The sequence below is a fragment of the Caldalkalibacillus mannanilyticus JCM 10596 genome (genome assembly GCF_000615945.1).
GTDB lineage: Bacteria > Bacillota > Bacilli > Caldalkalibacillales > JCM-10596 > Bacillus_AT > Bacillus_AT mannanilyticus.
The window spans coordinates 58,667-78,813 of the sequence record NZ_BAMO01000016.1 but is presented as its reverse complement, the minus strand read 5'-3'; the positions used below and the strand labels follow the sequence as shown (position 1 = coordinate 78,813).

The 20,147-nt window shown below is 40.3% G+C and carries 17 protein-coding genes; 13 read left to right on the top strand and 4 right to left on the bottom strand.

The genetic code is table 11. The features are described from left to right. From JCM10596_RS24975 to JCM10596_RS10735, 7 genes are all read left to right on the top strand, one after another. Entirely contained in the window at positions 1 to 2,310 is a 2,310-nt protein-coding gene (locus JCM10596_RS24975) for an alpha-mannosidase (protein ID WP_051541270.1), read from the top strand. Next, positions 2,307 to 3,140 (top strand): glycoside hydrolase family 38 C-terminal domain-containing protein, encoded by an 834-nt coding sequence (locus tag JCM10596_RS30790; protein WP_051541269.1) that lies wholly within the window; start codon positions 2,307 to 2,309, stop codon positions 3,138 to 3,140. Before JCM10596_RS24975 ends, JCM10596_RS30790 begins: the two co-directional genes overlap by 4 nt. Positions 3,141 to 3,211: 71 nt before the next feature. Continuing rightward, positions 3,212 to 4,966 (top strand): sensor histidine kinase, encoded by a 1,755-nt coding sequence (locus JCM10596_RS27785; RefSeq protein WP_025027139.1) that lies wholly within the window; start codon positions 3,212 to 3,214, stop codon positions 4,964 to 4,966. A 1-nt stretch (position 4,967) separates the two neighbouring features. Next, positions 4,968 to 6,503: a response regulator transcription factor gene (locus tag JCM10596_RS10750; protein ID WP_025027138.1), complete on the top strand. Its 1,536-nt coding sequence runs from the start codon at positions 4,968 to 4,970 to the stop codon at positions 6,501 to 6,503. A gap of 283 nt (positions 6,504 to 6,786) precedes the next feature. After that, positions 6,787 to 6,939 (top strand): hypothetical protein, encoded by a 153-nt coding sequence (locus JCM10596_RS29525; protein WP_159102343.1) that lies wholly within the window; start codon positions 6,787 to 6,789, stop codon positions 6,937 to 6,939. 671 nt (positions 6,940 to 7,610) lie between these two features. Continuing rightward, the gene (locus tag JCM10596_RS27780; protein ID WP_025027137.1) at positions 7,611 to 9,308 is read left to right on the top strand and encodes an NHL repeat-containing protein; all 1,698 of its coding nucleotides are present in this window, start codon (positions 7,611 to 7,613) and stop codon (positions 9,306 to 9,308) included. A gap of 67 nt (positions 9,309 to 9,375) precedes the next feature. Further along, positions 9,376 to 10,311, top strand: coding sequence for a hypothetical protein (locus tag JCM10596_RS10735; protein ID WP_025027136.1), 936 nt, complete (start codon positions 9,376 to 9,378; stop codon positions 10,309 to 10,311). 158 nt (positions 10,312 to 10,469) lie between these two features. Here the strand turns inward: JCM10596_RS10735 and JCM10596_RS30225 are convergent, their stop codons facing one another. Together JCM10596_RS30225 and JCM10596_RS10725 are read right to left on the bottom strand one after the other, a co-directional pair. Beyond that, positions 10,470 to 10,706, bottom strand: coding sequence for a helix-turn-helix domain-containing protein (locus JCM10596_RS30225; protein WP_034681136.1), 237 nt, complete (start codon positions 10,704 to 10,706; stop codon positions 10,470 to 10,472). Further along, entirely contained in the window at positions 10,706 to 12,220 is a 1,515-nt protein-coding gene (locus JCM10596_RS10725) for a sigma-54-dependent Fis family transcriptional regulator (protein WP_025027134.1), read from the bottom strand. The genes JCM10596_RS30225 and JCM10596_RS10725 overlap by 1 nt, the downstream gene beginning before the upstream one ends. Before the next feature lie 261 nt (positions 12,221 to 12,481). On the opposite strand from JCM10596_RS10725, the gene adh reads away from it, so the two are divergent. From adh to JCM10596_RS10710, 4 genes are all read left to right on the top strand, one after another. Continuing rightward, positions 12,482 to 14,002, top strand: a complete 1,521-nt coding sequence (gene adh / locus JCM10596_RS10720) for an aldehyde dehydrogenase (protein ID WP_025027133.1) — start codon at positions 12,482 to 12,484, stop codon at positions 14,000 to 14,002. 216 nt (positions 14,003 to 14,218) lie between these two features. Further along, a complete protein-coding gene (locus JCM10596_RS30220; RefSeq protein WP_234410477.1) occupies positions 14,219 to 14,608 on the top strand; it encodes a CHASE3 domain-containing protein in 390 nt (129 codons plus the stop codon). 236 nt (positions 14,609 to 14,844) lie between these two features. Next, complete coding sequence (locus JCM10596_RS30215; protein ID WP_234410476.1) at positions 14,845 to 15,924, top strand: methyl-accepting chemotaxis protein; 1,080 nt, start codon at positions 14,845 to 14,847, stop codon at positions 15,922 to 15,924. 30 nt (positions 15,925 to 15,954) lie between these two features. Then, positions 15,955 to 17,007, top strand: coding sequence for a sugar ABC transporter substrate-binding protein (locus tag JCM10596_RS10710; RefSeq protein ID WP_025027132.1), 1,053 nt, complete (start codon positions 15,955 to 15,957; stop codon positions 17,005 to 17,007). Between the two features lie 82 nt (positions 17,008 to 17,089). Here JCM10596_RS10710 and JCM10596_RS10705 read toward each other — a convergent pair whose 3' ends face one another. Both JCM10596_RS10705 and JCM10596_RS10700 read right to left on the bottom strand, forming a co-directional pair. Beyond that, positions 17,090 to 17,737: a hypothetical protein gene (locus tag JCM10596_RS10705; protein ID WP_025027131.1), complete on the bottom strand. Its 648-nt coding sequence runs from the start codon at positions 17,735 to 17,737 to the stop codon at positions 17,090 to 17,092. A gap of 44 nt (positions 17,738 to 17,781) precedes the next feature. Continuing rightward, positions 17,782 to 18,228, bottom strand: coding sequence for a PCI domain-containing protein (locus tag JCM10596_RS10700; RefSeq protein ID WP_148302565.1), 447 nt, complete (start codon positions 18,226 to 18,228; stop codon positions 17,782 to 17,784). A gap of 411 nt (positions 18,229 to 18,639) precedes the next feature. On the opposite strand from JCM10596_RS10700, the gene modA reads away from it, so the two are divergent. Then, positions 18,640 to 19,431 carry a molybdate ABC transporter substrate-binding protein gene (gene modA, locus JCM10596_RS10695; RefSeq protein WP_025027129.1) on the top strand — a complete coding sequence of 264 codons (792 nt, stop codon included), beginning with the start codon at positions 18,640 to 18,642 and terminating at the stop codon, positions 19,429 to 19,431. Further along, the gene (modB, locus tag JCM10596_RS10690) at positions 19,428 to 20,096 is read left to right on the top strand and encodes a molybdate ABC transporter permease subunit (protein WP_034681132.1); all 669 of its coding nucleotides are present in this window, start codon (positions 19,428 to 19,430) and stop codon (positions 20,094 to 20,096) included. The genes modA and modB overlap by 4 nt, the downstream gene beginning before the upstream one ends. Positions 20,097 to 20,147 lie beyond the last annotated feature (51 nt).

Below are 20,147 nucleotides of genomic sequence, written 5' to 3'. Positions count from 1 at the left end.
ATGTTTTATAAACTAGAAAAATTACAGAATCGCCTGCATGAATTAGATCGCTTACGTTATCGTGAACTTAAGCAAGTAGAAGCTTTTCAGGTTCATGAGCCTGAAAAGGGGAGAGAGCTGCATCTGCCCGAAGGATATTCCAATGGACAGCTAACGATCAATGATGCATGGTCGGGAAGAGATCGCTATTTATGGCTCCATACCACTCTAACGATCCCAAGCGAATGGAGAGGCAAGAAAAAAGTTCTCTATCTTGATTTAGGTCGTACAGGAGGAGGAAATAATTCAGGCTTTGAATCCTTGTTGTATGTGAATAAGAAGCCTTGTCAGGGAGTCGATTCTAATCATAAGGAAATTATTCTACCTGATACAGAGGAGGCTGAACTTGAGATAGATGTATTATTATGGTCTGGGCTTGAGGGCGGCGGGCATCCGCAGGTACAGTATTATCGCTTAAAGGAGGCATGGTACGGCTGGTTAGATGATCAAGCAGATCGCTTGTACTATAAATCCAAGGCATTGCTTGATTCGATCAAGCGTCAAAAGGGGCAAGATACCACCCGTATTCAGCTGCTTTCTAGCCTTGATCGTGCCTTTCACCAATTAGATTGGTCTAATGCGGGGAGTGAAGACTTCTATACATCGGTTTATCAAGCGCTAGATGATCTTACTGAGCGAATGAATTCGGTGCCAAAGCATGCTGATGTGACGATTCATACCGTAGGACACTCCCATATCGATTTGGCATGGCTCTGGCGTACGAAGCATACCAAAGAAAAAGCAAAGCGAACCTTTACCACCGTACTAAGGCTAATGGAGCTGTATCCTGATTACAACTACGTGCAAAGTCAGCCCCAGCTGTATGAATGGATTAAAGAAGAGGACCCAGCGCTTTTTCAGGCTATTCAGCAGAAGGTGGAACAGGGGCAATGGGAGGTAGAAGGAGCGATGTGGGTCGAAGCGGATTGCAATATCCCTTCTGGTGAATCCTTCGTGCGCCAATTGCTCTATGGAAAACGATTTTTTGAACAAGAATTTAAGAAGAAGAACCGCACGCTTTGGCTGCCAGATGTTTTTGGCTATAGCTGGTCTTTACCACAAATATTGCGTAAATCAGGTATTGATACCTTTATGACGACCAAAATCAGCTGGAATCAATACAATCGGATGCCTCATGATACCTTTAGATGGAGAGGGATTGATGGGTCAGAAATTCTTACTCATTTCATCACGACACCCGAGCCTGGAAGAGCAGAGGATTCTTGGTTCTACACCTATAATGGGCTGATCACGGCGGAAACGGTTCAGGGCATCTGGGAAAAGTACCGAGATAAAGAGGTGAATCAGGAGCTGTTATTGGCTTATGGCTACGGAGACGGTGGAGGTGGTGTAAACAGAGAGATGCTAGAGATGAAACGGGAATTTCATCTAATTCCGGGCATGCCGAATGTAGAATCTACACCCGTCAGTGATTATTTTGCCAAGCTGCATGAGAAGGTGCAGAACTCGGAGCACTATATTCATACATGGGATGGGGAGCTGTATCTAGAATATCATCGCGGAACCTACACAAGCCAAGCCAAAATGAAGGAAAGGAATCGTCGCTTAGAGTGGGCTTATCGGGAGGCGGAGTTCGTTTCCGTGTGGAATGGGATTATACAGGGCTGGACGGAGTATCCCTCGGCTTCTCTTGAGCAAGGGTGGAAGCTGCTATTATTAAACCAGTTCCATGATATTATCCCGGGCTCATCCATTACCGAGGTGTACGAAGACGCCCATCAGGATTATGACCATGCCGCTGTGATTCAGCAGAAGGTGCTGAGCACACAGGAGAAATCGATGCTAGAAGAGAGTGAACACAGCTGGTCTTTTGTTCATCCGCATCAATACAGGACTTCTGTTCTGCTTAAGGTACCAAGCTTTGACCAAAAGAAAAGCGTCGTTTACCAAGTCAAGGGAGAAAGCGTACTGTCCCAAAAAACAGCCAGGGGAGAAGATCTTGTCCTCATTGAAGAAAGCATTCCCTTCTCGTATCAGAGCCTGACCTGCATCCCTGTACAGGCGGTAACGGACCATGCTGAAAGCAAGAAGCTAAGTGCGATTAATCTTGAGCAACGGACTTGGGAAACGCCTTATTATGCGCTAGAGTGGAATGCACAGGGTCAGTTGACGCGTATTTACGACAAGCAAGCGCAGCGAGAAATGATAAAGCAAGGGGAGCAGGGCAATCTATTTAAGCTGTATGAGGATAAGCACTGGCTCATGATGCTTGGGATATCGATTTGTTCTATCAGGAAAAATTTACGATGATTGATCAGCTAAAAGAGTGTAAGATAGTAGATAATGGACCTATCCGAACAACACTCTGTTTTATCTGGGAGTTCCCACAGGGAGAGATGATTCAGTACGTGCATAGCTATCGTCATACGAAAAGATTGGACTTTGAAACAGAGGTTCTCTGGAACGCCAGACAGAAGCTATTAAAGGTTGAGTTTCCTGTGGAGATTCGATCGACCGAAGCGATCTATGATATTCAATTCGGTAATGTAAAGCGCCCTACCCATTGGAATACATCATGGGATATGGCACGCTTTGAAACAGTGGGTCATAAGTGGGCGGCGCTGGCTGAACCGTATTATGGCATTGGTTTACTGAACAATAGCAAGTATGGCTACTCGATTAAGAATCATGTTCTAGCCCTTTCCCTATTAAAAGGCTCTGTTTATCCTGACCCTCACGCAGATCTAGGAAAGCATCACTTTACGTACTCGCTCTATCCATTTGGCGGGATTGCTTGCAAGCATGAGGTAGAACGAGAGGCGACTTATCTCAATTCTGAGCTAAGGGTCCTTCCAGGAAAGGTGAAGCAGGAATTCGAACAGTGCTTATTTTCCGTGACAAGTGAGCAGGTCATTCTGGATACGATTAAAAAAGCCGAAGATAGAGAATCTATTATTCTTCGACTGCATGAAATGGAAGGATCAACCACAAGGGTTCACATAGAGAGCTCCTATAAGATTAGGCGCTGGAGAGAAGTAAATATGATGGAGGACGAGAGCTATACCGACTATCAACCTGCTCCTCTTACTCTTTCATTTACCCCTTATGAAATTAAAACAATAGAAGTAGAGCTTGAATGATCATGAGAGGCACAGGGGCTAAGTGTTTGTAAGCCTCTGTCCCTTTTCCTTCATGGCGGGGAGTGAGCAGAATGAAAGCGCTTCATATATTAAAGAAAATAAGTGACCGCATGTTTTATCGAGTCTTTTTTACCTATTCCACAATTATTTTTCTAACGATGTCGATCTTATTTCTCTTTCTCTCTGACTATTATTCAGATTTTATTATTCAGAAAGAAATAGATAAACATGAAGCGGTTATCAGGCAAATTCACTCTGAAATACAAGCCAAGCATACCTTTGTCAAGCAAGGGGTTCTTCAGCTCTATCTTGATCAACGTTTAATTGAAGACCTAGCCTTTGCCCTACAGCATGATTATCAGGAATATATTAGCTATCGTTTAGATAAGTTTTCTAATAGCCAATCCTTCGTACCCTATCATTTTGATCTGTTCGTAAAAAACTACTTTTCCAGAGATTCCGAGGTACTAGCCTTACGGATTCGTAATGAAACATTTAGCACGGAGTATATGTATCTATATAATCGCAGCCGCTGGCAGCCAAGCAAGCCCTTTGAACAGGGGGCAGACCGATTGGTTGAAGGAGACGAATATGGGCACAAAGAGGTGTATAAGGTAGAAGAACAAATCAACGACCCCATTTCACTGGAACGGTTGGGGAATGTCACTGCCTATTTTACCTATGATCATATCAAACGCTTATTGTCCTTACGAGAGGACACGATCAAAGGAACCTTTCTTATAACAGATTCAGAGATGAATCTCCGTTTTTCCTATGGTGACATCTCCTCTGACCTCTTACAAGAAATCCAGTACAGTACCTTTCAGAAGAAAATAAAAGTAAAAGAGGATTATTATGTCCAAGCCATGATTGAACCAACAAGTGAGCTAATGGTGACTGCCATCATTCCTAAAAGTGAGTTGGCGCAATTGTTCACCTATAAAGTAACCATTCTTTCTTTTATTTTCTTTCTAACCTGCTTAGCGATTGCTCTTCCTTACTACTCGCTAAGAGGATATTCCAAGCGTGTCGATCATATTGTCCAAAAAATGAAGGAGGTAAAAGAAGGAGATCTGACGGTAAGAATTCCAACCTCTAAGGTGGACGATGATCTGACCATCATTTCTAATACATTTAATGAAACACTTGAAGAATTAAATGAACATATTCAGACAGTGTATGCCTCTAAGCTAAAGCAAAAAGAGGCAGAGCTAGCCAATCTGCAAGCCCAGATTAACCCTCATTTTTTGTATAATACGCTTGAAGCAATACGGATGAAATCCCTAGCGGAAGGGGGAAGAACTTCAGCTAAGATGATCGTCCAGCTGGCGCAATTGTTTAGGTATTCGATTAAGACAGGGGAGCTTGTCACGGTTGAAAATGAACAGGACCATGCACATCAATATATAGAGCTATTTAAGATCAGATTCCAAAACCAACTGAGAAGTCAGTTCAGGGTAGAAGAGAAGCTAAAGAATTATTACCTTCCTCCTTTTATCCTCCAGCCTCTGATCGAAAACTTTCTGCTGCATGGTTTTAGACGCGAGGCTCTAGATAATGAATTAAGTGTCGCCATTTTTGAAATAGAAGATAAATTGTGGATTGAAATAAAAGACAATGGCAAAGGAATACCGCCTAGTCGATTAGAGGAGATTAGAAAACGTTTAGAGAATGGGGAAGGATCTTCAGACTCGATTGGCTTAGGCAATGTGAATCAACGCATCCGCATGAAATATGGAGATTCATACGGAGTAAGGATAGAGAGTATCCCTGATGTACAGACGTTAGTAACCGTTCAATTACCCTTGATAAGTGAGGTGTCGTGAGATGATAAGAGTGATGCTAGTAGATGATGAACCTCTCATTCTAGAAGGACTGCGCTACATTATTGATTGGGAATCAATGGGGTTTGAGATTGTGGCGACGGCTAGAAATGGACAAGAGGCGCTTGAGCTTTCTCGCGTGCTCCCCTTTGATTTGCTTATTACTGATATCAACATGCCAGAGCTCACGGGGCTTGAACTCATTGAAGCATTGAACATGGAAAAAAGCCATATCAAGACCATGATTCTCTCAGGCTTCCAAGAATTTGATCTTGTCAAAAAAGGGCTGAAGCTAGGAATTGAAAACTATTTATTAAAGCCTATTCAAGAAACTGAATTGGTTTCTTCTCTCTTGCATGTCAAAGAAAAGATCAACCGCACCCTGTTAGAAGAGAAATCCATGCTTGTTCTTCGGGATCATGCGATCTGGAGATGGATCACGGGCAAAATGGAAGGCAAGGAATTTAAAGAGAGAATCGCTCTCTATCCATCTCTCCAGCTCACAACCCCTTTTTGGCTAGGTCTGTTCAAGCTAGAGTGGGAGGAGCAAAGTGAAAGCTATCTTCATTCCTTACAAGAGAAGATAGAGCAAACAACAAAGGCGGTAGCTGTTCTGACACCTTCAGGGGATCTATTACTCCTATGGACGGGACTTGATTCAGAAGCGGAGTGGGAGGCAGAGAAAGCTGCTTTCGACTTGTTTTTGCAGAAGCTTGACCTGCCAGAGGATTATGTGTTTGTCTTGAGTGAAAGACTGGATTCATTCCATCAGGTTCACCAGACTTATCGCGAGTTAGAAATGACGTGTGAATTAAAACTGCTGCTGCCTAATCAAGAGCATGGTATGGCAGAACAGCTTTACTTGAAAGGGAATAGAGGAAGGGCGGCAGCAGAGCCTCAGCCTGCTCATCATGTAAAGCCAGAGCTTCTAGAACAATTAGCCAATGAGCAATATACGGCTGTCAAGGCGTCTCTCTCTGAGCTTTTACAAGGAATGGAACAGGATCAGCAGCAGCGCCCCTTTCTGTTGAGAAGCATTCTGCTTGAATTCTTTTTTCAGGTCAAAAATAAATTTTTTATCTCTATGGAGTATGAACAGTATGTCCACATGATTTATCAGATGCTCTATATTGAAACGTTTGAAGAAGCCATGAAAGTCGTAGAGCAATGTATTCAGATGATGGAAGGACATGCAGATCAAGAAGGGGGAGAATACAGCCCCATTATTCAGACTATTATCAACTATATTCATCAAAACTATGCCGAAGATATGTCCTTGAAAACCCTAGGGCATTCCTTTCATATCAATCCGATTTATCTAGGGCAAGTGTTTCAAAAAGAAGTGAAATGCTCATTTACGAAATACCTGACCAAGCTGAGAATGGACCGTGCCAAAAAACTCCTGCTTAACTCCCATGAAAAAGCAGGAAATATCGGCAAAAAAGTAGGGTATCCTGATGCTACTTACTTCTACAAACAATTCAAGAAAATGGAAGGGGTGACTCCTTCAGAATGGAGAAAAATTCATTTGAACGTGTAATAGAAGCCGCGGGTTGAACACATGCGGCTCCTAAAACAGAATATCAAATGATGAAAAAATGTGAAGCGTTTCGGAGATAATAGAGATTGACTAGGTACAGAGGACGTGCTACTATAAACATAACGAACGTTCGAATTTTATGAATATCATCCTCTCTATTTTTTTACCTATGTATGTGAAACGTTTCACAATTTTATTTCTTTTTGTTTAAAGTATGGTTTATTAAAAGGAGGAAGGAGAAAGCTTCTTCCAGCTTCAATTCGAATCTACTGGAAATGTAGAAGTGGTTAAGCAATTTTTAGGAAAAAATATAACGGAGCAAAAAACGTGGGAGTTGCAGGGTGATCAAGTCATCATTATTAATAAGAAGGTCTGGAAATCGTTACTTTTATGGGACTCCCCTAAGGAGAATACGATCAAGGTAGCTTTCTTTTAGAGAATACAGATATGTCCTTTGCACTCACTGAATGGAATGTAATTCTATAATTTGAACATTTTGTTCTTTTTGCTCGTCGGGCTGATCGATGTATATGAGTTTTTCAGAAGATATAAAGCACCCAAACGGTCCTCTTAGCGTGTACCTTACCGGCTCTGTATAAGCAGAGGGCTTGGCTCCAAACTCGAGCTTTTTAGAGATTAAAGTTCTATATGCTGTATTGATCTTCAGATCCCGCTTCCAACATAAGAACCCCGGCAGGATCGATATGGGGTAGCCCAATTTAGATAAAACTTAATTCCTATTATTATAGAGGAAGATGTACCATTATGATTTATTTTTGGTACACCTTCTTTATTTTTCTCTAAAATAAGGGAAATAGATTATGAACCCCTTTTTATCTAAAGCGATGTTAATCATGCATAATAAATATTCCATATGTACTATTCACATCCTTTTATAGGGATGATAAACTAAAAAATGTCAGATAAGAATAGATACTTAACCAGTGTTTTCCTTTAATTAAAATATTGAGATTTTAAAGTGAACTTATCCCTGATTGCGTTAAGTTCATTTAACAAAAAGGAGGTGTGATATTTCTCAAGTTCTATAAGACTTACTGTAACGAAAAAAACTGAACATTGTTTAATAACAAGGAGGAGATTATTTGTATGGAAATTAAAAAAATTCTAGTTGTTTTGGTATGTCTTTCTTTTGCTTTTAGTGTCAGTTTACCGATATCGGCTCAGGATGAGAATACATTAAATATTCAACTAGATATCTTGGAGAACGAAGGTTTAGTAGAAGTTGTTTCAATTCCCTATGGTGGGACAGCGAAAGAGGTGGGCTTTATTGAATCTGGTGAAGAAATTCTAGCGGAAGGACCAACTAGTTTTTTTGTCAGAAATAACAAGATATATATTCTTGATAATGTAAATAAAAAAATCTTAATCAAGTCTGGGAATAATCTTGATATGATTCAATTAGATGAATTGTATTGGGGAACCGACCTATATGTATGTAAAGATGGTACTATGTATGTATTAGATATTGGCAGCGATACAGTATTATCTTATGATTCAAAAGGAAATTTGATAGAGAAGTCTTCAATACCAGATGTCATCGAAATTCCAACTGGTTTAGATATGGATTTTAACAACAACATAATTGTTAGGCAATCAACTGATGTAGCTGTTTCACTTAATAATGGAGTAAAAATAAATAAAGGTAGGCATCTTGAAAATACCTTAGAGAGAATAGATGTTAGTATTGTTAACCAAAAAGAGGGACAGATTATACTTCATGGCGATAAAGATAAAAAAATAATTGATATCCCATTTGAACATACTTTTGGAGAAATAATAGTAAGAGGAGTAGTTGGAAACCAAATTGTTTTTGAGAAGACAGAGGTTTCTGATACGCATAAAATAATGGTTGAATCCTTCATTCAAGTGGTAAATAAGAAAGGTGAACTTACAGGAGCTGCAAGAATGCCTCTAGAGAAAATGAAATTTATTCCTAATCATATGGTAAGGGTGGAAAACAATAAAATTTATTTGCTTTCACCAGAAAGTGATAGTTTAAAAGTTTATGAAGTACTAGTAGGGAAGAAATATGAAAAAACTTTAGATAAACGTGTAAGTGAGTATCATAGCTCGGGTGAATATCAGAAAGATAAGAAAAACGAAGTAGTAGATATTAAGGATTTAGATAGTAATCTTAAGAGTAGTGATTTAGTTGAGAATGGGCATATTTATAGGAGTGAAGTGAGTTCTAGAGCGAACCAGATGATAAATCACAAATGGAAGGTAAACAAAGGAAACAAGGAGATTTACGGAAAAACACAATTACCAAAGTATATAGTAGACGCTAAAGTAGGCGATGAAGTTACGGGAATACCTTACATGTGGGGAGGGGCTGACGGAATAGATACTTATACTTGGGATAAAAGTGGAGGTGATAAAGATTGGAGAGGGTTATTTCCAAACTTGCAAGGAAATGGTAGGCAAGCTGGGAATGTATCTTCAGCGAATTATTCCCCAAGACCAACAGGGATAGATTGTTCAGGTTTTGTTCAGATAGCATGGTTCAGAACAGACACAAAAAAATTAAGTACTTGGCATATTCCTGAGATTTCAACAAAAATAGAAAAATCATCCTTAAAACTTATGGACGCTTTGAATAAAGCTGGTGATCATGTTGTTTTATACCGTACGTTATCTTCAGAAACTGTGTATACAAAGGAAGCTACTCCTGCTGGGAAAGGTAGTACTCAAGACTACAACAGAACATGGAAATCTATGGACTCCTATTCAGCGTATAAATATAGTAGAATATTAGAAGACAACCAACAAAGACCAATAAAATAAGAAATAGTTATAGGGTGTGGGATAAATCCCCACCCTACTTTATTATATTATCAAAGGAGGGATTCTATTGAATAATAAAGCATATATTGTATTATTTATTATTCTACTTATTTTATTAAATGGTTGTTCTCAAGAAACAGGTAGTTATACACTAGAGTATAATAATGTGTTCACAATGGATGTTCAAGAAGATGAACTGGGAATACTTAAAGAGATAGAGGAAGCTAGCAAACATGGTACATTAATCGAACAAAATGATTGGTTAGATGCTACTTCTATAAAAGTGATAAAAAATAAAAAAGAATACTTAATTTTTCAGAACTATTTAGAACATAATTCAAATTATTATGAATTGCCTTCGCATGTTTTTTACGATAGCTTGCGTCTTATAGCAAATAATATTGAGCATATAGATTTTGATGAAAGAATTGTTCTTTCTTTGTCGTTAGAAGACATTGATTTAGGCGATGAGTTAGATGATAAATATTTTGAACTATTTAGCGAAAGTGTTAAATCGTTAAAGGAAACAACATTAGAATATGACAGAGTACCTTACCCAAATGTAGTGGTTGATGCGAACGGTTTTAAATTAACATTTATATCGAATCAAATTATTTCATTATCACTAAACGATAATATTATAGGGAGTTTTATGCTTAAATCATCAAACCTGTATAATAAAGTAAAAGAGGATTACAAAGAATTCTATAACAGAACAGGACTTTTTTCGTATAAAACAATGAAGTTTTCTTGGGATGGTAGTAATTATTATGAAATGGATAATTCCACTTACAGATTGGATACAGTTAATAGACTCTTTAATTTTCAAGATAAAGTAAACAATATGACTGAGGACGTAGCCACAGTTGAGAAGATAACTTTTATATATGACGACAAAATTGAGTTAGTTATTTTTGAAAACAATTATTGGTACTACGAAGGAGAGTACTACTATACAGATGAAATATATCAGAAAGTATCTTGGATGCTCTCAGCGGGGTAAAGGAATTCTTAACTATAAGAGTTCCTTTATATTTCCAACTAATAATTTATAGTTATATTTTTAATTTGACCAGTAGAATGAAATAGGCGGGGTTATCCCGCCTACTCAACAAACCATCCTCGAATGATTTTATGACTTATACCTTAAGTGTGGACTCTCTAAAGCTGGTAGCGCTTCATTTTACGATACAGAGTATTCCTGCCGATACGCAACATTTTAGCTGCTTTGCTCATATTACCTTCGGCGAGCTGGAGGGTTTGGAGGATTGTTTCCTTTTCCATTTCTTCTAAAGAGCTGCATGTAGATGGTTGTGCTATCTGGTTCAGATTATGTTCATCCAGTTGGAGATGGCAGGTATCAATGGGCTCTCCATCAGCGAGAAAGGCAGCATTCATCAACACGCTGTGTAGCTCACGAACATTTCCAGGCCAAGGATAGGTGTGCAGAAGGCTCTAGCTTCAAGTGTAAAGGAAGTAGTAGAAATATTCAGTCGCTCTAGGAGATGCTCAGCCAATTCAATGATATCGGTTCGCTTTCTGAGTGGTGGCAATAGGATTTGGATTCCCTTGAGTCGATAATAAAGATCGGCTCGGAAGCGGCCTGCCTTCACTTCTGCCAGTAAATCTCGATGTGTAGCGGCTATGATTCGCACATCAATGGGCTTGGCATGAACGCTTCCAACGGGCGTGATGGTTTGTTCCTGAATGACTCGAAGCAAAGTCGCTTGAGCACGCAGGGACATATCTCCAATCTCATCAAGGAATAGAGTCCCCTCATGAGCGGCTTCAACCTTTCCTATACTTCCCTCTGTATTTGCCCCGGTAAATGCTCCGCGTACGTAACCAAAAAATTCACTTTCCACTAAACTATCAGGTATAGCACTACAGTTTACAGCGATAAAGGGTTGCCCTTGACGTAGGCTTTGCTGATGAATCGCTTGCGCAAATAATTCCTTTCCTGTGCCACTCTCACCTAATAAAAGAAGGGGGAAATCAGTTAACGCTGCTTTTTTCGCTATTCCCTTGACTTTCAGGATGGAGGGACAGGTAGCAAAAATATCTTCAAATTGATAGCTTTTGTTTTCTTTCTTTTTAACAGGCTGATGTATGGCAATCGAACGCCACAGCTTGGAGGTGTGGTCCTCAATGGTTTTGAGGAAGAATGAGTGAGGCTTCTCTAATCGTTTGCCTATGCAATCTTGGCCTATCATTTTCTTGGCTGATTGATTTGCCCGCAGAATGCGCTGCTCTCGGTCCATCGTGATCACAGGAGTGGAGAGGAGATTGGCTGTATACTCCCATTCTTGCAGCATGAGGGAATGCTCCAGCTTGGCTTCCGCTAGAAGAAGTTGTGTTTGAATTCTTTCTGCTGTTAAGCAGACCAATGTTAAAGCAGAGAGATAATCCTGGGTGGGAGGTCCACTGATATTGATCACTCCAACCAATTCTCCAGAGGAGGAGAAAATAGGGCTGGAAGCACAGGAAATCCCGTGATTTTCTGTAAAGAAGTGCTGGCTTCCTTCTACGATCATGGCTTCTTTCTCTATTAAAGCAAGTCCGATGGCATTGGTGCCCTTTCGATTTTCATGCCAATTGGCTCCAGTCTGTAATTGAATGGCTTGAGCTTGGGAGGCGAAAGTAGGGTCCCCCTCGTGGTGAATGATATCTCCATCGGGATTCACAAGCAGGATAATTTGCTGGTTTCGTTTCAAAACAGGAAGCAAACGCTGGATCAAGGGAATGGCATGTTGAAGCAACAAGGTGTGGTTTTGTTTTATTTCTTGGAGTTTACGTCCAGAAATGATTTGATCATTTGTTGGCTGATCTGGAATCAAGCCGTTATTTTGACAGCGCTTCCAAGAAGTTAGAACATAAGGTGGAGCAGAATCAACATGTAATACTGATGACACGGTTTAGCCACCCCCAACGTATCAATGATAGATTATAAAAATCATAACATAAAATCAGGCTTCCATTCAAAGGTTCATGATACGGAAAGGAAGCTTTTTGCTTGTAAAAAATTTAAACTGTTCCGTTATGGAACAATCTTATGTTCAACAATGGAACAGTAGAACACTTTAGAGTTAGAAAAACGTCGTAACAATCCCTCTTTTTATGTTGGCATGTTGTTTGCTTGAAGGAAGTGAAGCCAATGATAAGGGGGAAAAAATATGTTGTATGTTCAACCAAACCAACCTGATTCAAAAATATCATTTAAGAAGAGGTATGAAAATTATATAGGGGGCAAATGGACCGCACCGGTGAACGGTCAGTATTTTGAGAATACGACTCCTGTTACGGGTCAAACCTTTTGTGAGATTCCACGCTCAACGGCTGAGGATATTGAATTAGCCTTAGATGCTGCCCACGCAGCAAAATCTACTTGGTCACGCACAACGGTAACAGAACGAGCCAATATCCTCAACAGGATTGCCGATCGGATGGAAGCCAACCTAGAGATGCTGGCTGTAGCGGAAACATGGGATAATGGGAAGCCAATACGAGAAACGCTAGCTGCTGATATTCCACTTGCCATTGATCATTTTCGTTATTTTTCCGGTTGTATCCGTGCTCAGGAAGGATCACTTTCGCAAATTGATGAACATACGGTGGCATACCACTTTCAGGAACCATTAGGGGTAGTGGGTCAAATTATTCCGTGGAACTTCCCTATCTTAATGGCAACATGGAAATTGGCCCCAGCCCTAGCAGCAGGAAATTGTATTGTCTTAAAACCTGCTGAGCAGACTCCTGTCTCCGTTTTGGTATGGATGGAGCTCATTAGTGATCTTCTTCCTCCTGGTGTACTCAATATCGTAAATGGCTTTGGACTCGAAGCTGGAAAACCACTGGCTTCAAGCAACCGAATCTCTAAAATCGCTTTTACAGGGGAAACATCGACAGGTCGGCTGATTATGGAATATGCCTCTAAAAATATTGTGCCCGTCACTCTTGAATTAGGAGGAAAATCACCGAATATTTTCTTCGAGGATATTTTAGCCAAAGACGATGCTCTGTTTGACAAAGCCGTTGAAGGATTTGTGATGTTTGCTCTAAATCAAGGGGAAGTATGTACATGCCCGTCCAGAGCACTGATCCAGGAGTCAATCTATGAGCCTTTTATGGAGCGTGCCTTAGAGCGTGTTAAGAAAATCGTTCAAGGAAATCCTCTTGATACAACAACCATGATGGGAGCACAGGCTTCAAGTGAGCAATTAGAAAAGATTCTTTCCTATATTCATATTGGAAAGAATGAAGGTGCCGAAGTATTAATCGGGGGAGATCAAGCAAGGATCGAAGGAAGTTGTGAAGCTGGGTACTATGTCCAGCCCACCGTTCTTCTGGGTAAAAATAACATGAGGGTTTTCCAAGAAGAGATTTTCGGACCTGTTGTCTGCGTCACCACATTTAAGGATGAGCATGATGCGCTTGAGATTGCTAATGATACGTTGTACGGCTTAGGTGCGGGATTGTGGACCCGCGATATGAACGTAGCATTTCGAATGGGGCGTGGAATCGAGGCAGGGCGTGTATGGACGAATTGCTATCATTCATATCCAGCGCATGCGGCATTTGGAGGATACAAAGGCTCAGGAATTGGGCGAGAAACACACCATATGATGCTCAATCATTATCAACAGACAAAAAATCTTCTTGTCAGCTATGATGAGAAAGCACTTGGTTTTTTCTAGGATGATTTCGGGAACGTCAAAGAGGGATTTTTTCTCTCCATGACGTTCCTTTTTTTTGTTGCCATAAGAAAAAAAAATAAGTTAAATGGAAAGGTTTACAAACTGAATGGGTATAAACCCCCCTTCTTTTTAGTCCGATAGTAAACTATAAGACTAGATCATTATTCTATAGGAACGTCATCTTATTTTTATATTCCAAGAAATGGAGGGAGTCCTTTGTTCAATCGTATGAAATGGAGGAATGTCAATATAGGGGGAAAGTATCTCGTCATTTTTTCAATTATGGCTGTTACTTTTCTTTTATCCATTTTAATCACCTTTCTTTCCCTAAGCAAAACCAGCAGTACGATGGAAGAAACGGTGGTCAAAAATGAAGTCGCTATTTACTCAGGAGATTTGGTTACTTTGTATCATGAAAAATATATCTTAATTCCTGAATATATTTTGTTATCCGATGATACAAAATTAAATCAGTATCTGGACTTTAGTAAGGAGTTTGTCTTAACTGCAAAGAAATTGAAACAGCATCTGAGTGGGGAGCAATTAGACCTGTTTTATCAAATGATCGAAAACAATCATGAGTTGGATCAGTATTTTTTAGTATAGTTGTTCCCAATGTACAGCAAATTAACACCAATGAGTTTCAGAAATTACAGGAGGCTGTTCAACAATTAAAAAATGAAACGTCCCGACTGGGAGAAGAGTTAAAGAACTCGGCAACTACATTTAATAAGGAAGCTATCCAGCAATCCCAAAGCGGAATCAAAAACATTATTTCTATTTTAATCATTTCTACTATTGCTTCTTTGGGTGTGTCATCCGTATTACTGGTGTTCGTGAGTGTGAATATTAAGAGAAATTTAAATAAAATAGTTACCCGAAGTCAAGAGATAGCGAGTGGTCAATTAAATAACCAAGATTTAAGCTATGAGGGAACGGATGAAATTGGACAGCTATCCACATCCATCAACCACATGGCACATAGCTTGCGAGACATGATCTCGGAGGTTTCCCAGCTTTCGTCGGATGTAGATAGACAAAGCACGATGTTATTACAGACCTCTGAGGAAGTGAAGCAAGGAAGTGATCAAGTAGCGGTGACAGTGAAGGAAATGGCTACTGGTGCTACCTCCCAAGCGGATGATGCCACTCTGATTTCTGAGAGTACAAGAGAGCTTAGTGAAGAGATTATGAATGCTAGTGAGCACAGCAAAAAGCTAGTGGAGTTCTCGAAACAAGTATTTGACGTGTCTGTTTCAGGCTACAAGGATATGAAGGAGTCACGTGATCAGATGGGACGAGTGAATGATGCTGTGGAATCCTCCGTTCATAAAGTAAAAAGTCTGGAGTTAAAGACAGAATCCATCACAGAAATTGTGCATGTTATTAAATCGATTGCTGAGCAAACGAATCTTCTTGCTCTAAATGCATCCATCGAAGCTGCACGGGCTGGAGAAGCAGGAAAAGGATTTGCCGTCGTAGCAACAGAGGTCAGGAAATTAGCTGAGGAAGTAACCCACTCGGTAGATAATATCACAGGGATTATTTTTTCTATTAAAACAGAAACTGCGACCATGTCTGAGGAATTAAACCATGGCTATGCAGAAGTGAATAAAGGGACCGAGCTGATTGAACAGACAGGGCAGCAATTTGACAACATCAAGGATATGGTAGAGGAAATGTCAGAAAAGGTACAGGATATCTCTACGATTTTCCGTAAGGTAGAGGAATCAAGTAAAGAAATCAGTCAATCTGTTGAGAATATCGCAGCGATCTCTGAGGAAGCAGCAGCAGGCTCAGAAGAAATTACAGCTACTGTTTATGAGCAAGGAAGCTCAATCGATAACGTGGCATCCAGTGCAAAGAAGCTTACAACCATGGTAGAACAAATGAATGCTATGATTCAAAAGTTTAAATTGTAAGAGTAGGGAGAGGAAGGAGGAAGGAAGATGATGAAAGGAAGAAAAAAAATAGGAGTTCGGCTGATCGGACTATTTTTGCTTATTCTAATTGTAGCCGCGTGCTCTCAGTCGGAGGTTACTGATCCAGTTGTTGAAGATAAATTGATTTCGGAAACAGATACGGTTTTTATTGGCTTTTTGCTAGATACACTTCAAGATGAACGCTGGTACAAGGACAAAGCTCTATTCGAAGGTGCAGTAGAGAAGCTAGGTGGAAGAGTGAAGACATTGGCTGCCAATGGGTTGGACGATGTGCAAATCAAGCAGGCAGAATTACTGATTGAAGAAGGTGTCGATGTTCTAGTCGTTGTTCCTCATGATGCAGAAGTTTCGGCAGCGATCGTCGAATTGGCTCATGAAGCAGGAATTAAAGTCATTTCCTACGATCGTTTAATACGGAATGCTGACGTGGATTATTATATCTCTTTTGACAACGAGAAGGTAGGGGAGCTTCAAGCAACAGAAATTCTAAAAAGCGTTTCAAGTGGAAATATAGCTTATATTGGAGGATCAGAAACTGATAACAACGCCATATTGTTTCGTCAAGGGGCAATGAAAGTTCTTCAGCCTTTTATAGACAAAGGTGAATTGAACCTTGTTCATGATCAGTATACCGATGGCTGGAATCCAGCTGTAGCCGAGAAAAATATGCAAACAGCGCTTCGAGAAAATGCCAATCGTATCGATGCAGTCATTGCAGCTAATGATGGTACAGCAGGTGGAGTGATTAGAGCCTTAGCAGCAGTTGGATTGGCTGGGAGCGTACCGGTTTCTGGTCAGGATGCCGAACTTGAGGCGGTACGCAGAGTGGTACAGGGGACACAAACAATGACGGTCTATAAATCGATCAATCTACTGGCAGAACAAGCGGCAAGTATGGCTGTAAAAGTCGCACAAGGGCAAGAGATAGCAACAGATAAAACCATCCAAAATGGCAAAACAGAAGTTCCGTCGATTTTTCTTGAGCCGATCACGGTGACGAAAGAAAATGTACGCGAAACGGTTGTAAAGGATGGCTATCTAAAAGAAGAAGAGATTTATTAAACTGAAAGCCTCCACCTTCGCATTAAGAAGAAGTGTGGAGGCTTTGTAGTTTCATCTGTTGCATGATTCTATCAAATGACATTCAAGAACCAACAACCAGCATCCCACAATACTCGCACTCTAGAGTTTCATTTTGCGTTATTCTAGTATGAGCACCACAGCTTTTGCAGGTTGCTTGAATGAATTTAGTGCTTGGAGTAGGAGTAGGCGCTATTTCAGGTTCGGCTGAAATAGGAGGCTCACTCTTGGGTGTGACGGGTGGAGGAAAGATGATTTCTCCGGTCGCTTCATTGATGTAAGCTTCTTTAAAATACCCCTTTTTAATCATTTGCGTGATATCTTGGTGTACCGTGGAATGGGGGTTTCCCGTTATGTTGGAGATCTGGTCAAGCTGGGTGATCTGTTGATTGGCGATAAGATCGATGTATTGCTTCATCTTTAACGCTTGTTTGTGCACTTTATTACTATAATACACAATGAATCCGCCAACGAGTAAAAACATGATACCTCCAGAAACACCTTGAGTGAAGGCTAGGATTCCTATACCGGCGGCAATATATCCTAAGGTCTTTATTTTTTTATCAGATACAAGTGCGGCACTTTTATCGGCAGAAAGACGTAGCATGATAAAAATAAGTCCGAGAGGAGGAAATATAAGAGTAATAATAATAACAATGGGCCAAGATAGCCAAGGAGATAAAGCAGGCTTTCCTAAGTGATTCGTGGACATGGGTGTCCTCCTTTCATTCGTTTTTCTTTCAATAAGGAAGCTTTTCATTCGGAACCAGCAATAAGCATACCACAGTATTCACATTCCTTCGTTTCATGTAGAGCCATTGTTGTATGAGCACCACAGCTTTTACAAGACACTTGCTTCACTTGAGCAGCTTGGGAAGCATTTTGAGCCTCTGTATTCCTAGTTTGGGACTGGCTTTTATTGATAACGATTTCTCTACTAGATTGCTTAATCTGCCCGTTTATAAAGCCCTCTCTAATCATCTGAGTAAGTTCCTTTTGAAGGTCTGCGAAGGATACTCCTGTCATAGCTGCCATTTGATCAAGATTGGTTATTTTCTTATTGGCGATCAGGTCAATATTTTGCCTGACTCTTTTCGCTCTTTTCTGCAACATGATTCCCAAAATGAAAAATAGGACACCAGCAATTCCAAAGACGGTTGTCACAATATTTTCATCCATGAAATAGGCTAGTAAAGCAAACACGATTCCTAAAACCCCAAGAGTGGATATAATTCTACCTGCGATTAATTTAGTACGCCTATCTTTCGCTATTCTAAATAAAAGCAAAATAATTCCTAAGGGGTAAAACAGAATAGTAGCAATAATTATAACAGGCCAAGAGCACCAGAAAGGGACTTTTGAACTTTTTATGTTATTCAGTAGCAATAGGAAGCTCCTTTCTTAGGACAATAGATATATCTAAACTTTCTGTTCGACAAAAAAAACCTTTTTCCTTCATTTTTAGACGATCATAAAGAAACTATTTGTTTGTTTCTGCACTTTCACTTTCATTCCTCAACAAAAGCACATAGCAAAAGGTGAAACCTCCATTCATTTTCGTTATAATAATGAGAGATATTTAAGTATGAGTTGTACTATTGGAGGAGAACGGCCATGAAAAAAATATGGATGGCTTATACCATGTTACTATTGCTATTATTCCTACCGTTTCTTGCGGGGTGTCAGCAACAAGAGGAGGATCAGGGAGCAACCATTACGATTACTGTTTCGGCAGCGGCTAGCTTGTCTGATGTATTACAAGAGTTAAAAACATTATTTGAAGAGAATCATCCCAATATCCAGATTACATATAACTTTGGCAGTTCGGGAGCCTTGCAACAACAGATTCTACAGGGGGCTCCAGTCGATCTCTTTTTCTCAGCAGCAGAGGACAAAATGACCGAGCTGATCGAAATGGGACAGGTAGACCCAGCGAATAGAGTCGATCTTATTGGTAATGAGATCGTCTTAGTGATTCCCCAAACAAGTTCCCAAAACATTCGTTCCTTTCAGGATTTAAAAGAACAGGCTCGTGTTGTGTCTATTGGTACACCGGAATCAGTTCCTGCAGGAAAATATGCCAAAGAAATGCTAGAGCATATAGGGGTATGGAATGAACTTGAAGATAAAATGGTTTATGCCAAGGATGTGCGACAGGTGTTGATGTATGTTGAAACGGGGAACGTAGATGCGGGAATTGTCTATAAGACGGATGCGATAAGCTCTTCTAAGGTACAAGTGGTGATGAGTGCAGAGGAAGGAACCCATGCACCCATTCTCTATCCCTTAGGTATCATCAACGATCGTCCTCATGATCAGGAAGTAGCGTTGTTTTATCAGTTCTTGCAGACTGATCAAGCTAAGACGGTTTTTGAAAAATTTGGTTTCACCCCGCTGCGTCCATGATGGCTACAGAATATTTTTGGTCACCTGTTCTGCTTTCTCTTCAGGTTGCCTCCCTTTCACTTGTGATTGTAGTGATTGTCGGAGTCATGATCGGCAGAACCATGGCTCATCGCTCGTTTCGAGGGAAAGCTGTCGTCGATACCTTCTTCCTTCTTCCTCTTGTATTGCCGCCATCGGTGATTGGTTTTTTATTAATTGTGATTTTCGGAAAAAATTCATTGGTGGGTCAGTGGATAGAATGGTTGTTTCAACAGCCCATTATTTTTACATGGTGGGCAGCGGTGATTGCTGCTACCGTTGTTTCTTTTCCGTTGATGTATCAATCAGCAAAAACAGGTTTTGAATCGCTGGATCGAGATATTGAGAATGCGTCTAGGGTAGATGGAGCCAATGAATGGAAGGTGTTTTTCTATGTCGCGCTGCCTTTATCCTCCAAGGCGATTCTCTCTGGAGCCATATTAAGCTTTGCTCGTGCGCTTGGTGAATTTGGAGCCACTCTTATGTTTGCTGGGAATATACCCGGAAAAACACAAACCATTCCTACGGCTATTTACTTCGCCATGGATACAGGTCAAATGCATTTAGCTTGGCTCTGGGTTGGAGCCATTATGCTGATCTCTTTTGTGATGCTGATCTCCGTCAATCTGATGAGAAAAGGGGAGTAGTTCATTCCTCAAAGGTTCCTTTGACTACACCCTTTTTCTGTTCAACTACCC